The organism is Enterococcus sp. DIV1368d, from assembly GCF_050542975.1.
Lineage (GTDB): Bacteria > Bacillota > Bacilli > Lactobacillales > Enterococcaceae > Enterococcus_D > Enterococcus_D casseliflavus.
Genome location: NZ_CP172939.1, coordinates 3,197,174 through 3,211,258 on the forward strand (window position 1 = coordinate 3,197,174; position 14,085 = coordinate 3,211,258).

Below are 14,085 nucleotides of genomic sequence, written 5' to 3' on the forward strand. Positions count from 1 at the left end.
GACTGTTTTTTTAACCGTCTCGTTCAAGGAAGTGTGACGGTACCGTTTACCCAACTGGCGGGAATCACTTTTTTGTAGTTGCCCCAGTTGTCATGAACTTTAAAATAGCGTTCTCCGCTGGCGGTTTCAGCGTAGGCGTAAGCCACGACCCAATGATTGCCATACGTGCTGCCTAAAGGCTTCAAAATACCGATGATCACCGGTTTGCCTTCATCGATTCGTTTGCACGCTCGATGCCAGCCGCCAACAACAGTCGCACGTCCGCGGTAAGGCAATTGGAATTGATCGAAAAACCGAGTCAATCCATGACTGACTTGCCAAGCGATCGTCGGCAACCCATGAGGCTGAATCAGCACCCGCAGCATTTCCGTCACTACTGTCAGATCTCGCTGTTTTTTTCTACGAAACGCTTTCGGGATGATCGTTTCATCGATGTAATCTTGATAGTAGGCCAAAAAGACGGCTGCCGCATAGGTGCCGCATAAATACCCTGAAGGAGTGACCCACTGCTTATACGGACGAAACCGCTCTTCGGCGATCCCTTTCCACTCTACTTGTTCCATCTCGTTCACCTGCCTTTTTTCTTATTATACCTTAGATTCTCCTCCTACTTGGATCAAAACCCTTTTTCGTCTAGAAAACTTTTCTTTGCGTCCTTACAGATTTTGTTTCATAATAGTAGAAAGCGAGAGGAGCGAAAGACATGACAACCTTGTTAAAAGATGATTTTTATGACTATGTAAATGGCGAGTGGCTGGAGACCGCTGTTATTCCAGCAGATAAACCCGCTACGGGTGGATTCCAAGATCTCGTTGACGGAATCGATTCCTTAATGATCGCAGAATTTGAAAATATGGCACACGATCCCCATGCTACGCCAAAAGGCCGCATGAAGGATGCTGTGGCTTTTTACCGCTTAGCCAGCGATTTTGCCCAACGAGAGGCAGCTGGCGCTACTGAAGCAAATGCACTATTAGCAAAAATCGAAGCGTTGCGTTCTTATGAGGAATTGAATCAGCAACTGGCAAGTTTCGTTTTAGAGGGCATTGCCTTGCCTTTCCAACTAGATGTCGATGCAGACATGAAAAATGCGCAAATGAATACTTTGTCTGTCTATCCGCCTGCTACTATTTTGCCGGATAAAACCTATTACACAGAAAATCCCCAAGCAAGCAAAATGCTGCAAGTCTACTTTGAGATGGCCGTCAACGTTTTAGTTGCTTATGGAAAAGACCAAGCAGAAGCGGAATCGTTGGTAGAGCAAGCGATCGCTTTTGATAAATTGATCGCCCCTCATGTGCGCAGTGCGGAAGAAAGTGCGGATTATAGCAAAAATTACAATCCTCGCTCCTTGGAAGAATTTGCAAAGCAAGCCAGCAAGATCGATTTTAGACAACTCTTGACAGCCCTTTTACCAGGTACACCAGAAGAGCTGATCGTAACGGAACCCGCTTACTTTGAAGCCTTTGACATTATTGTTTCTGATAGCCATTTTGAACTCTTGAAAGGCTGGATGATCGTCAACCAAAGCTTGCGCTATACTAGCTATCTGAGTGAAGAATTGCGTCAGTTAGGCGGAACCTACAGTCGCTACTTATCAGGGATCGATGAAGCGGCTCCCCAACAAAAAGCGGCTTATTACTTAACGATGGGTCATTTTAGTCAAGTGATCGGTGATTATTATGGACGCAAGTACTTTGGGGAAACGGCGAAAAAAGACGTCAAACACATGGTGGAAACAATGATTGCTGTCTACCAAGATCGTTTGCGCAACAACACGTGGTTAAGTGAAGAAACTCGCCAAAAAGCGATCATCAAATTGAATCGTTTAGGCATCCATGTCGGGTACCCTGATCAAGTTCCTGCTATTTATGACCAATTGCATACCGATGAAGAGAAAAGTCTGCTGGCAAATGCCCTGCATTTCAATCGTTTGTTCCGAGAAGATGCCTTCAAAAAATGGCAGCAGCCCGTGGATCGCGAGGAATGGGAAATGTCCGCCGCTACCGTGAATGCCTACTATCACCCATTTAAAAACGTGATCGTTTTCCCAGCGGCAATCTTACAAGCGCCCTTTTATAGTTTGGAGCAATCCACCAGCGCAAATTATGGGGGGATCGGCGCGGTCATTGCTCATGAGATCTCCCACGCCTTTGACAACAACGGGGCAAAATTTGATGAATATGGTAATTTAAACAATTGGTGGACAGAAGAAGATTTGGCACACTTTGAACGCTTAGCTCAAGCGATGATCGACGAGTTTGATGGCCTGCCCTTTGCCGGCGGTACCGTAAATGGAACGTTGACTGTTTCTGAAAACATCGCCGATGCAGGCGGACTAAGCTGTGCGCTAGAAGCAGCGCAAAAAGAAAGCGATGTTTCTTTAGCAGACTTCTTCACCAATTGGGCGAAGATCTGGCGTACAAAAGCCAAAGAACAATACCAACAGCTCTTACTGTCGATCGATGTCCACGGACCAGCGAAACTACGTGCCAATATCCAAGTTCAAAACATCGATGAATTCTATACAACCTTTGATATCAAACCTGGTGACCCTATGTATCGTGCACCAGAAGATCGTGTGCAGATCTGGTAAACAATAGCGTAAGAAAAAGACAAACCATAGATAGCTAGGGTTTGTCTTTTTGCTATGGATTTTTTAGAAGTGATAGATGAACGAGACAACTAACGAAAGAACCCCCAGAAGAACACGAATGATACCTATGCCTACAAAAAAACAAACCAAGACATAGAACATCTTGCATTTTTTATCTTCGTAATAAAAGGCTTGATAATAGTTGAAAGCCAATACACACCGCAACAAAACATAGAACATCATAAAAAAATGAAGAAAGTAGAGTCGCTCCAAATGATACGCAATTTGCTCTAATGGTAATTTTCGAGAGATGCTCCTAGTCAAAGGATCAGCAGTGAAAATTAAGATTAAAAAACCAGGCAAGAAGAAAAAAAAGAATTCAATGCCGGCGATATGTTTTTTGTGTTTCGGAACCAACTTATGACAATTTGAACTGGAGGTTCTCTCAAAAGCTAGAAGAAGCACACAAAAGCTCACAGTCGATAAACCGACAGCAACGAATTCCGTTTTTCCATGAATTGTCAAAGGCCAAATTGGGGAGCTATGATATTTTTCAAAAATCATTGCGGCACCCAGAATAACATAATCAATAAGGGAATAGATCTTCCCTTTTCGCTGATAACTATCAAGGAGTTGATATCTTTTTTTCAAAACATTAAAAACCTCCTCACAATTTAAATGAAGCAATCCAGTAACAAACTTATTCAATTGAAAGACAATCTTTTAATCACCTAAAGCTTATCTTTTGCTAATGGATTTTTTAGAAGTGATAGATGAACGAGACAACTAACGAAAGAACCCCTAGAAGAACACGAGTGATAATTATGCCTACGAAAAAACAAAGCAAGACATAGTACATCCTGCATTTTCTATCTTCATAATAAAAGGCTTGATAATAATCGAATGCCAATACACACCGCAGTAAAACATAGAACATCATAAAAAAATGAAGAAAGTAGAGCCGTTCCAGATGATAGGTGATTTTCTCTACCGGTATCGTTCGCGATAGTAAACCAATCAAGGGATCGGCAGTGAAAATCAAGATAAAAAAACCAACCAAGAAGAAGAAAACGTGCTCAATTCCAGCGATATGCTTTTTGTATTCAGGAACAAGCTCATGACGGTTTAAACTTGAAGTTGTATTCCAGGCTAGCAAAAGTATCATTGCGGTTACAGCTGTCAACCCAATCGCGCGAATATCTGAATTTCCAAGAGTTCTTATAGGTCTAATCGGTAATCTACGAGGCCAAATTTGGGAGCTATGATATGCTTCAAGTAATATTGCAGTCCCCATAATTATATGATCAATGATGGAATAGATCTTCCCTTTTCGCTGATAACTATCAAGGGGTTGATATCTTTTTTTCAATACATTAAAAACCTCCTCACAATTTAAATGAAGCAATCCTGTAACAAACTTATTCAATTGAAAGACAATCTTTTAATCAGCTGAGGCTTGTCTTTTGCTAATGGATTCTTTTAGAAGGGGTGAATAAATGAGACAAATTAAGTAAGAGCTGCACGAAGAATACGAATGACACCTACGCCCACGAAAAAACAAAGCAAGACATAATACATCCTGCATTTTTTATCTTCATAATAAAAGGCTTGATAATAATCGAATGCCAATACACACCGCAACAAAACATAGAACATCATAAAAAAATGAAGAAAGTAGAGCCGTTCCAGATGGTAGGTGATTTTCTCTACCGGTATCGTTCGCGATAGTAAACCAATCAAGGGATCGGCAGTGAAAATCAAGATAAAAAAACCAACCAAGAAGAAGAAAAAGTGCTCAATTCCAGCGATATGCTTTTTGTATTCAGGAACAAGCTCATGACGGTTTAAACTTAAAGTTGTCTCCCAAGCTAGCAAAAACACCATTGCGCTCACAGCCGACAACCCAATCCCACGAATATCTGATCTCCCACGAATTATAGGTCTAATTGGGGAGCTATGATATGTTTCAAATAATATTGCAGCCCCCATAATTATATGATCAATGATGGAATAGATTTTTCCTTTTCGCTTGTATAACGTCACTTGATCCGTTTTCCCCAATACAAAGCCCCCTATGCTATTCATAACTGAGTATATTTTTGAAAAAACTTTTCCTACGGCACTGAGGTATGGACGTAAACTCCGAAGACACTATTTGCGAAATAAAAAGTTTATGGACATGATCCACATATAGAAGAGTGCACCTCCTACTAGAAATAAAAAGCTGTATACATAAATATAGCCCATGTAGCATTTTCTTTTTTTGTAATAAAAGGCTTGATAGTAATCAAAAGCGAATAAACACCGTATCAAAGCGAACAGTAACATACGTAGATTGAGAAAATACAATCGATCTAAGTGATACATAATCTGTTCCAAAGGTAATTGGTTTCGAAAAAGCAAATGATTAATTAAGCTTTCTGATCTGAATAAAAGCAAAATAAAAGAGACGAGTAAGCCGAGAAAAAAACTGATTTCTATACTATGTTTTTTTTCTTTAGGAATGTTTTTATGCGCATTCAACAAATAGGTCTTATAAAGAGAGTAGGACATTAATACGCTAAATAAGCCACCTACCATATACTCGTTCGTCCCCGGAATATGTAAATACTTAGGAATCGTAAGCGGAAAAGAATGATATGCACTAAAACAAAGGGCTGAGGTGATCACTAGATAATCAATCAAAGCATACAATTTTCCTTTAGTTGTATCATCGTCGAATATCTTGAATTTTTTCACTTCCCTCCTCTTTTAGCAAGCAAGGTTATCTACTTAGGGATACCTTCAAAAATTAAGGCGAAATAACTAATCCTACTTTTTTTAAACAAATTAATCAAATTTAAATAAAATAATTCATTTCTGTCTTTTTATATGATAAATTTAACTTGTATAACACGTGTTGTCAAACTTTAATTATGAGGAGGAATTGAAATGAAGCAAAAATTGAAGCAAAAATATTCAGTTATATTGTTACTTGTCGTTTTACTGAGTGGTTTTTTCTCACCAATCACGGCATATGCTGTCAGTGAGAGTGGCAATTTTGCAGATGTTCCTGATGACCATTACGAAAAAGCGAATCTATTGGTCGCCCTTGAAGAAGAGCTAGTAGAAATCGGTTTATCTTTGGAAATTCTTGCTAATACGAGTATCGATTTTGAAAATTTACAGTACCAGTCACTAATGCCAACAGAGGAGCGTTCAGAAAGAAATTTACCAGCTGTTACGCCGGTCGTTCCTTTTGAGTTTCCTAAAGTCAAACAATTTGCCACTAGAATTTACGGGAACAATCCCACCAATGATCAACTTATGCACACATTTATGCTTTATTATTTTGATGTGCATGATTATGAGCGCAATGCTGGGCTGGTGGGTGACAGACTTCCCCTTCGTTACTACCCTGAATATTACACCTTCAATGACACCAATGCTTACAATGCCTTTCTTAGAACCACTATGGGAACCAAGTACTTGAATTTTGCGTTATCATCTTATAATGCGGTAACTAGTCTTAAAGATTATTTTTCAAATCTAGATATCTACAACTTTAAAAATCATGTCTCTAACGTAAAAAAATCCATTGCGGGATATAAGAACGCTGATGAATTGAAGTCTATTGCCGAGGACCTCTTTGAATATTTCACTGAAGAAAAATCTTCATTAGAATCCATAAACTCCCCAGAAAAATTCATGGAAGAAATTTCCAAGATGATCGATACACAAGAAACCATTGATCAAGCTTCGAAAAAGGCTTTAAAAGGGATGTATGACACCGTTTTAGACTCTGTCTTTCTTTTACTCCTGGGTGCAAACCCAATTGGGATAGCGGGAATTGCTACCATGTATGTTACCGCTATGGCGACAATGTACGTATCTATTATTGATCTTGCTGCCATCAATACTTTAGCGGGTACACGAAACAGCCGGCTAAACTTTAGACAGCTTAATAATTGGGGTATGTGGTAGCAAATAAAAATCAATTTGTTACATAACCCACCCATTAATATATAAAGAAGGAGCCTTCGGAAATCAATTGATTTTCGAAGGCTCCTTCTTCTATCGTTGTTTATTTCTGTAAAGCTTTTTTCATCATACTGATCACAGAATCGAATTGGGAATGCTCATTGACGACTTGATCGGCTTTTTGCCGATTGGGGCGGTCTTTTAGAAAGTCGAAGATTTGGTTTTCATTCTGGATGCCTAATTTAGCCATAAACTCATCCAAGTTCTGAAAATCCGTATACTTTTGTAAGAAGTCATTGTTCAACAACGCCTTCACATCAAGATCCCCTTTTTGATACGCTTGATAAAGGCTAGTCAGTTCACTGAAACTGAAATTTGCTTTTAATTGATCCATCCATCCCATTTATGCTTCCTCCTTCGCAGAAATGATTTTCGCACCAAGGGTATTTTCAAAATGGCGTAGTGCCCATTCATGTCCGACCGCGTCAAAGCTGGCAACGGTATTTGCATCGATCACCAGTTTGTAGCCTAAATTATAGGCATCCACTGCTGTATGCAAGACACAGATGTCGGTACAAACACCGGTCAGGTACAATTCCGTGATCCCTCTTTCCCGCAGTCGGATGTCCAAGTCGGTACCGCTAAAGGCTGAGTAATGGCGCTTGTCGATCCAATAGACATTTGGCGCTTCCTGATAGTTTTCATAAAGCGGGGCTAAACGACCATAAAGATGTCGCCCCGCACTGCCCGCAAGATTGTGAGGTGGGAACAAGCGGTTTTCAGGATGATAGTTGTCTGTTTCCTCATGACGATCGATGGCAAAAACGACAAATTCACCGGCTTCGATAAAGGCTTGCGTCCGAGCCACTAAGGCAGCTTCAATCGCTTGCCCAGCAGCACCCGTGGTCAATCGTCCCTCATCTGCAACAAAATCAAACGTATAATCAATGGATAGTAATGCTCTCATGCTTCCTTCCTCCTCTTACGAATCGGCTCTCTTGTTTTTTAAGTTACTTTAATGTTTCAACGAATGCCAAGACCATTTCAGCGGAACGCTTGCCAGCTTCTAAGATAAACTCATCAAAAGAGACGGTTGCTGCGTGGTCGGCGGTGTCGCTGATCGCGCGCACGATCAAGAAAGGAATATTGAATTGCTGCGCGGTCTGTGCGATCGCGGCTCCTTCCATCTCACAAGCCAAGGCATCTGGAAAATGTCCTAAAATCTCCTGTACTTTTTGCGGGTCATTGATAAAACTATCGCCGGTAACGATAAGTCCCTTTTTCACGGTATGATGGGTCGCTTCTGCGGCTTTCGTCATCTCACTGATCAAATAGCGGCTGGCTTCATAATACAAAGGCATCCCACCAGGCAGCTGGCCATATTCATAACCAAAGCCCGTCACATCGACATCAAAATAGGCCACTTTATCTGAAATCACTAAATCCCCTACTTGTAAGCCGGCACCGATCCCACCAGCTGATCCAGTATTGATCACCATATTGACCCCGTATTGTTGGATCAATAAACTAGTGGTGATCGATGCCAGAACTTTGCCGATACCTGAACGAACGACGATCACTTCATGATTGCCGATACTTCCTGAAATAAATAGTGCGCCGCCGCGTTCCCAAGAAAGCGGTGAAATCAACTGTTCCCGCAACGCCTTGATTTCTTCCTCCATTGCACCAATAATACCAATTTTCATGTGTTTGCCTCCTGCTTCTCGTTTATTTTTCACCCTTTAAAATGAAAAACAACAGAAATTCCCACGTATCTACTGACGTGTTTTTCTCCTTTCATGATAAACTAGTTTTGACGAAACGAACAGTTTTTTGTCATTATAAAAGGAGGCACTTATGTCTGAAATTTTCAACGCCATGGCAGCAAAATACGATACCCCTGAACGGATCGCGTTAGCACAATTAGTCACCCAAACCCTTGAACCTTATTTTAAAGACAACCAGCACCACACTCTGATCGATATCGGCGGCGGTACCGGCCTAGTAAGTCTGCCCTTAGCAGCTTATATCCAGCACTTAGCCATCTGGGATACTGCCCCTAACATGATCGAGGTTTCTGAAAAAAAAATCAACCAACTGCAGCTGGCCAATGCTTCTGCAACTGTCCACGATCTGCTGCAAGAATCCTTACAAGCAAAAGCAGACGCTGTGCTGCTATCCCTCGTCTTGCTGCATATTCCTGACACAGCCGCTATGATAGAAAAACTATACGCCTTGCTGCAGCCAGGAGGAACCCTTTATCTAGTGGATTTCCTCAAAAATCCCGCCGTATCTCACCCGCTGGTTCATAATGGGTTTGATCCTTCCGCATTGACTCAACTGGCAGAGACGACTGGGTTTACTGCCACTTCCTTTACCGTTTTTCATGAAGCGGATCATTTGTTCATGAATCAGCCAGCGGCCATGTTTTTAGCTATTTTGAAAAAGCCGACCGAATAACAAAAAAAGCCGCACTTGCAGAAGATGCAGGGGCGGCTTTTTCTTAGTACTAGAAGAATCACAACAAAAAGATCGCCAAACCAACGACGACTAACAATAAAGTGACGATCACAATGGCTTTCATTAAAAAACGGTTCAGATCCCGAGATTTCTGGTTCTCACCGGCACGGGTCTTCGTGATTTCTTTGTTTTTCTTGCGCACTTTTCGGTAGTGGTTATCAATTTGTTTTTCTTTTTGTTTCCATTCTTTCTTGCTTTGCTTTTCTACGATTTGCTGATTGCGTTCAGCTGCCGCTTGTTCTTCTTCGCGTCTGCGTCGAAGCTCACTGCGGGTGATCAATGGTTCTTTAGGCAAGTCCGTTCCTCCGTTTCAATTCCAGCAACTCCCAAAATTGGATCGCAAACACGGTCTTCGCATCACAGATCGTTCCATCAGCGATAGCGGCTTGTGCTTGCTCTAAGGTCAATTCATAGACTTCCAGCACTTCATCTTCGTCTTGCGGTAAGGGATTTGTCACTTTTTCCAGCTCTTTGGCATAATAGACATGCAAGAGCTCATTAGCAAAGCCTGGTGAAAGGTACATAGAAGAAACGTGCTCCAGCGTTTTTGCACGATAGCCAGTCTCTTCTTCTAATTCCCGGGCGCCAGTCAAATCTGGACGAGCGCCTTCTCCTGGATCGATTTTTCCTGCTGGTATTTCTAAAATCACTCGCTCTAACGGTTTTCTGAATTGGCGAACAAACAGCATTTTGTTCTCACTTGTCAAGGCGATCACGGCAACACCACCAGGGTGAAAGACTAGTTCGCGTTTACTGGTCCCGCCATTTGGCAAGGAGACATCATCAACGACCACATCAATGATCTTGCCATGAAAAATTTCATTCCGTTGGATCGTTTTTTCTTCAAAATCTTTAAATTCTAACATCTATCGACACCTAACTTTCCTCATACGTCTTATCTATCAAACACTTTAGCATAATTTAGAAAAAATATCTTCTTAAGAAATAGCAAGAAAGCTTATGAATTTACTAAAAATCGGAAAATCCACCCCAAGTCTGATATTTTTCTTTTAGTGAACATGCTAAAATAAAGATGTCGAATAACCCAATCTACTTGTCCAAGAGATTTTTAGGAGGAGGAAAAATGAAAAAAAACATCTGGCTGATCGTTGGTGCGATCGTCCTCATCAGTATTATTTTTAACGTAGTAGGCGATTCATTTGCGAGCCTATTATTAATCGTCGGTGCAATTTTAGTCTACGTCGGTATTAGAGGGCGTAAAGTTCCAGCAGCCGATCCACAAGTTTTGCCTTCTTTAACGAGAGAACGAGAAGCCCATTACTTGAAAAGCGGAATGACTGCTCGTGAGATCGAATTGTTCCGTGAAACGATGAATCAGACGAAACACCAAATCGATAAATACCAAAAAAATATCACTAGCAATAACAAGTTAAAAGCCATTGACTTGCGTCACGATGCCTTGCGTGCCTCAAAAGCTCTTTTCAAAGAACTCGTGAAAGAACCGACCAAACTGCCTTTGGCAAGTCATTTCCTTTATACACACTTGCCCAACATGGTCGATTTGACCGATAAGTTCATTGAAATCAATAGCCATGAGATCAAAAGTCGTGAGACCTATGATAAAATCGAGGAAAGCACCCAAATCATCGAGCAAATGGCTTCCTTGATCGCCAAAGACTACTCCCAATTTGTAGCAGACGATCTTGATGACATGGATGTTGAGTTATCCATTGCCAAACAAAGCATAAAACGAGATAATGAATAGGGATAGATTCTGATTGGCAACAAGAAAAGAATCTAAAAAAAAATCTAGCCCAGGCTAGATTTTTTTCGAAAGCAGACAATTATTAGGAGGAGTTATTATGAGTGAAACACCAAATCAAGCAAAACCCGTAACGGATACGCTTGACGATTTATTGAACAACCCATTTTCAACCCCTGTCGACACTTTGACCACCACTCAACAAGCGGAAATCAGTCAGCTGAAAGAACAGCAAACGGCACCGCGTTTGATTGATAAATTACCGCCAGAGCGTCAAGCACAGGCCCAAGAATTAGCCAGCAAAATCGATGCGACCGACCAGCAAGCGGTCATCACCTATGGTGCAGCTGCCCAAACCAAACTTGGAGAGTTTTCCCAATCCATGTTGAACCATGTCCAAGCAGCTGATATCGGCCCTGTGGGCGACTCATTGACGGAGTTGATGTATCGCTTGCAAGAAGCCAATCCAGACGAACTGCGTGCAGGGGAAGGCAACTTATTCAAGCGGATGTTTGGTAAAGTAAAACAATCCATTTTTGAAATCACCGCTAAATACCAAAAAATCGGTGCCCAAATCGACAAGATCGCCGTCAAATTGGATAAAGAAAAAGACGGTTTGCTAAAAGACAACATGATGTTGGAACAGTTGTATCAAAAGAACAAAGATTACTTCGATGCATTGAACATCTACATTGCCGCTGGCGAGTTGAAGATGCAAGAATTGCAAACCAAAATTATTCCTGAAGCCATGAAAAAAGCAGAAGAAACGAATGATCAAATGGACGTACAGATCGCCAACGATTACACGCAATTTCTTGATCGTTTAGACAAACGAACTCATGACTTGCGCTTGGCACGTCAAATCACGATCCAACAGGCACCGCAAATTCGCCTGATCCAAAACACGAACCAAGCGTTAGCAGAAAAAATCCAAGCTTCTGTCAATACAGCGATCCCACTATGGAAAAACCAAGTGGTCATTGCCTTGACTTTATTGCGTCAAAAAGATGCAGTTACGGCACAACGCCAAGTTTCTGAGACCACCAATGATCTATTGAAGAAAAACTCAGAAATGTTGAAAGTTTCTGCTATTGAAACAGCGAAAGAAAACGAGCGCGGCATCGTCGATATCGAAACATTGCAAAAAACACAAAACGACCTTGTGGAAACGATCCAAGAAACATTACGGATCCAAAAAGAAGGAAAAGAAAAACGTCGTGCTGCCGAAGTGGAATTGGGTCATCTAGAAGAAGACTTGAAAGACCGCTTATTGGATTTAACCAGCAACAAGTAAACGAAACGCCACGTATTAAAGAAAGCCCCTCTTTGGTGACCTAAATGGTCAGCCAAAGAGGGGCTTTCTATGTTGAAAGTAGGAAATGCATTGAGCGTCTACCTATTTTTTCACCAACTCTAATGGTGAATCGATTTGTTCAGCGACTGTTTTTCCTTGGAAATGGTCAAACGCTGCCTGCAATGCAAGGCGGCCCATTTCTTCTGGTTTTTGAGCGATCGTTGCCGTCATTCTACCTTCTTCGATGGCTTTGAGTCCGTCTTCAGTACCGTCAAACCCGACAATCACTACGCCTTCTCGGTTTCCCATCGCTTCGGCTGCCCCTAAAGCCATTTCATCGTTTTGAGCAAAGACGCCTTGAATGTCATTGTTGGCTTGGAGGATATTTTCCATAACCGTTAATCCTTCTGCTCGATTGAAGTTTGCGGATTGCTTTTCAACAACATCCAGTTTGTCTTTAGCATAATCATCAAAGCCTTTTCCTCGCTCTCTGGTTGCAGAAGCGCCAGGGACGCCTTCAAGTTCTACCACTTTTGCGTTTTCCCCTAATTGTTCGAGAATAAATTCTGCTGCCATTTTTCCACCTTCTTCGTTATTGGAGGCAACCGTCGTCAAAAGCGTTCCTCCATCGCTACTACGGTCGATGGCAATAACTGGGATGTTGGCATTATTAGCGGCTTCAACAGCTGGGACGATAGCAGCAGAATCAACGGGATTGATCAAAAGCACATCCACGCCTTGTTGGATCAAATCATCAATATCATTGCTTTGCTTGGCAGTATCATCTTGGGCATCAACAAAGCGTACATCGGTGTCATTTTCCTCAGCCAGTTGATTGATCCCCTCTTGCATGGAAACAAAAAACGGGTTATTGAGGGTGGAGATCGATACACCAACTGTCAATTCTGAAGCTGCTTTTTCCTCACTTTGTGTCTCACTACTGCCGCCGTTGTCCAATGTTGCCGCTCCACATCCAGAAAGTACCAATAAGCCTGCTGCCAATAAAAACATTTTTTTCATAATAGATCCTCCTATTTTTTATTTCCTTTTCCGATCCAGTAACACTGCAATTACGATCACGATCCCTTTAACGATTTGTTGATAAAAACTTGAGACACCCAATAGATTTAGACCATTGTTCAACGTACCAATGATCAATGCCCCGATCAACGTGCCAAAAATTCTGCCTCTTCCACCAGATAAGCTCGTACCACCTAAAACGACTGCTGCAATCGCATCCATCTCATAGGCTTGCCCTGCTGTTGGTTGCGCAGAATTCAGCCTAGAAGTGATGATCATGCCACTGATTGAAGCCATCAATCCAGAGATCGAATAAATGATCAGTTTTATCTTATCGATTTTCACCCCAGCAATAAAAGCGGCCTTTTCATTGCCACCGATGGCATAGGTTTTTCGTCCGAAGGCGGTGCGATGAAGCAACAAGAACAAAAGAAAGAACACGAGAAACATCAATACGACTGGAAAAGGAATCCCGAAAAGATACCCACGACCAATAAAGCTGAATAGAAAGCTGTCACCTAGTCCAGTGATTGGATTTCCATTGGTGTACACTAAGGTAGCGCCCCGATAGATCGTCATCGTTGCTAAGGTTGCGATAAACGGTGCCATTTTTCCTTTTGAAATCAGTAGTCCATTCAACGCACCAAGGATCGCTCCACTTAGTAACCCAATCAAAATAGCGACTAAAGGTGACACCCCGTTGGCCATCATTCCTGCTGTCAAGGCACTGGAAAGTGCCAAGGTGGACCCTACAGACAAATCAATGCCCCCAGTCAAAATGACAAAGGTCATTCCGAATGCAATAAAGCCATTCGCTGCGACTTGCCGCAAAAGATTCAACAAATTACTGGGTGATAAAAAGCTTGGATTTAAGGCAGTGACAGCAGCCACTAGAGCAATCAAAGCGAGTAAAGGTCCCAATTTACTAATTGATTCCGAGAGTTGTTTTGTTTTCATACCACTTTTTTCCAT

General features: G+C 41.7%; 16 protein-coding genes. 5 read left to right on the plus strand and 11 right to left on the minus strand.

Annotation, left to right across the window (positions count from 1 at the left end):
- Positions 1-23 precede the first annotated feature (23 nt).
- Positions 24-563 (minus strand): C39 family peptidase, encoded by a 540-nt coding sequence (locus IGJ44_RS15040; RefSeq protein WP_005233534.1) that lies wholly within the window; start codon positions 561-563, stop codon positions 24-26.
- A 140-nt stretch (positions 564-703) separates the two neighbouring features.
- On the opposite strand from IGJ44_RS15040, the gene IGJ44_RS15045 reads away from it, so the two are divergent.
- Positions 704-2,596, plus strand: coding sequence for a M13 family metallopeptidase (locus tag IGJ44_RS15045; RefSeq protein WP_430605911.1), 1,893 nt, complete (start codon positions 704-706; stop codon positions 2,594-2,596).
- Positions 2,597-2,659: 63 nt separating this feature from the next.
- Here IGJ44_RS15045 and IGJ44_RS15050 read toward each other — a convergent pair whose 3' ends face one another.
- The 3 genes from IGJ44_RS15050 to IGJ44_RS15060 all read right to left on the minus strand — a co-directional run bounded on the left by IGJ44_RS15050 (position 2,660) and on the right by IGJ44_RS15060 (position 4,657).
- Positions 2,660-3,247: a hypothetical protein gene (locus tag IGJ44_RS15050; protein ID WP_167827314.1), complete on the minus strand. Its 588-nt coding sequence runs from the start codon at positions 3,245-3,247 to the stop codon at positions 2,660-2,662.
- Positions 3,248-3,356: 109 nt separating this feature from the next.
- Positions 3,357-3,965 carry a hypothetical protein gene (locus IGJ44_RS15055; protein WP_167827315.1) on the minus strand — a complete coding sequence of 203 codons (609 nt, stop codon included), beginning with the start codon at positions 3,963-3,965 and terminating at the stop codon, positions 3,357-3,359.
- A gap of 137 nt (positions 3,966-4,102) precedes the next feature.
- Positions 4,103-4,657, minus strand: coding sequence for a hypothetical protein (locus tag IGJ44_RS15060; RefSeq protein ID WP_228077330.1), 555 nt, complete (start codon positions 4,655-4,657; stop codon positions 4,103-4,105).
- 870 nt (positions 4,658-5,527) lie between these two features.
- Between IGJ44_RS15060 and IGJ44_RS15065 the strand changes: the two genes are divergently transcribed.
- The gene (locus IGJ44_RS15065; RefSeq protein ID WP_240934943.1) at positions 5,528-6,559 is read left to right on the plus strand and encodes a hypothetical protein; all 1,032 of its coding nucleotides are present in this window, start codon (positions 5,528-5,530) and stop codon (positions 6,557-6,559) included.
- Between the two features lie 100 nt (positions 6,560-6,659).
- Here IGJ44_RS15065 and IGJ44_RS15070 read toward each other — a convergent pair whose 3' ends face one another.
- Genes IGJ44_RS15070 through IGJ44_RS15080 form a run of 3 tightly spaced genes read right to left on the minus strand, consistent with a single transcriptional unit; the run spans position 6,660 to position 8,262 of the window.
- Positions 6,660-6,959: a hypothetical protein gene (locus IGJ44_RS15070; protein ID WP_005227832.1), complete on the minus strand. Its 300-nt coding sequence runs from the start codon at positions 6,957-6,959 to the stop codon at positions 6,660-6,662.
- A complete protein-coding gene (locus IGJ44_RS15075; protein ID WP_123834449.1) occupies positions 6,960-7,523 on the minus strand; it encodes a cysteine hydrolase family protein in 564 nt (187 codons plus the stop codon).
- A gap of 43 nt (positions 7,524-7,566) precedes the next feature.
- Positions 7,567-8,262 (minus strand): 5'-methylthioadenosine/adenosylhomocysteine nucleosidase, encoded by a 696-nt coding sequence (locus IGJ44_RS15080; RefSeq protein ID WP_081117805.1) that lies wholly within the window; start codon positions 8,260-8,262, stop codon positions 7,567-7,569.
- A 151-nt stretch (positions 8,263-8,413) separates the two neighbouring features.
- On the opposite strand from IGJ44_RS15080, the gene IGJ44_RS15085 reads away from it, so the two are divergent.
- Positions 8,414-9,016 carry a class I SAM-dependent methyltransferase gene (locus IGJ44_RS15085; RefSeq protein ID WP_123834447.1) on the plus strand — a complete coding sequence of 201 codons (603 nt, stop codon included), beginning with the start codon at positions 8,414-8,416 and terminating at the stop codon, positions 9,014-9,016.
- A 58-nt stretch (positions 9,017-9,074) separates the two neighbouring features.
- On the opposite strand, the gene macP is transcribed toward IGJ44_RS15085, so the two are convergent.
- Positions 9,075-9,371, minus strand: coding sequence for a cell wall synthase accessory phosphoprotein MacP (gene macP / locus IGJ44_RS15090; RefSeq protein ID WP_005227820.1), 297 nt, complete (start codon positions 9,369-9,371; stop codon positions 9,075-9,077).
- Complete coding sequence (locus IGJ44_RS15095; RefSeq protein WP_005227818.1) at positions 9,364-9,942, minus strand: NUDIX hydrolase; 579 nt, start codon at positions 9,940-9,942, stop codon at positions 9,364-9,366. The genes macP and IGJ44_RS15095 overlap by 8 nt, the downstream gene beginning before the upstream one ends.
- A gap of 218 nt (positions 9,943-10,160) precedes the next feature.
- On the opposite strand from IGJ44_RS15095, the gene IGJ44_RS15100 reads away from it, so the two are divergent.
- A complete protein-coding gene (locus IGJ44_RS15100; protein WP_010749055.1) occupies positions 10,161-10,802 on the plus strand; it encodes a 5-bromo-4-chloroindolyl phosphate hydrolysis family protein in 642 nt (213 codons plus the stop codon).
- Between the two features lie 97 nt (positions 10,803-10,899).
- The gene (locus tag IGJ44_RS15105) at positions 10,900-12,093 is read left to right on the plus strand and encodes a toxic anion resistance protein (RefSeq protein ID WP_060792554.1); all 1,194 of its coding nucleotides are present in this window, start codon (positions 10,900-10,902) and stop codon (positions 12,091-12,093) included.
- Positions 12,094-12,195: 102 nt separating this feature from the next.
- Here IGJ44_RS15105 and IGJ44_RS15110 read toward each other — a convergent pair whose 3' ends face one another.
- Both IGJ44_RS15110 and IGJ44_RS15115 read right to left on the minus strand, forming a co-directional pair.
- A complete protein-coding gene (locus tag IGJ44_RS15110) occupies positions 12,196-13,113 on the minus strand; it encodes a D-ribose ABC transporter substrate-binding protein (protein WP_016609995.1) in 918 nt (305 codons plus the stop codon).
- 18 nt (positions 13,114-13,131) lie between these two features.
- Positions 13,132-14,085: an ABC transporter permease gene (locus IGJ44_RS15115; protein ID WP_086337773.1), complete on the minus strand. Its 954-nt coding sequence runs from the start codon at positions 14,083-14,085 to the stop codon at positions 13,132-13,134.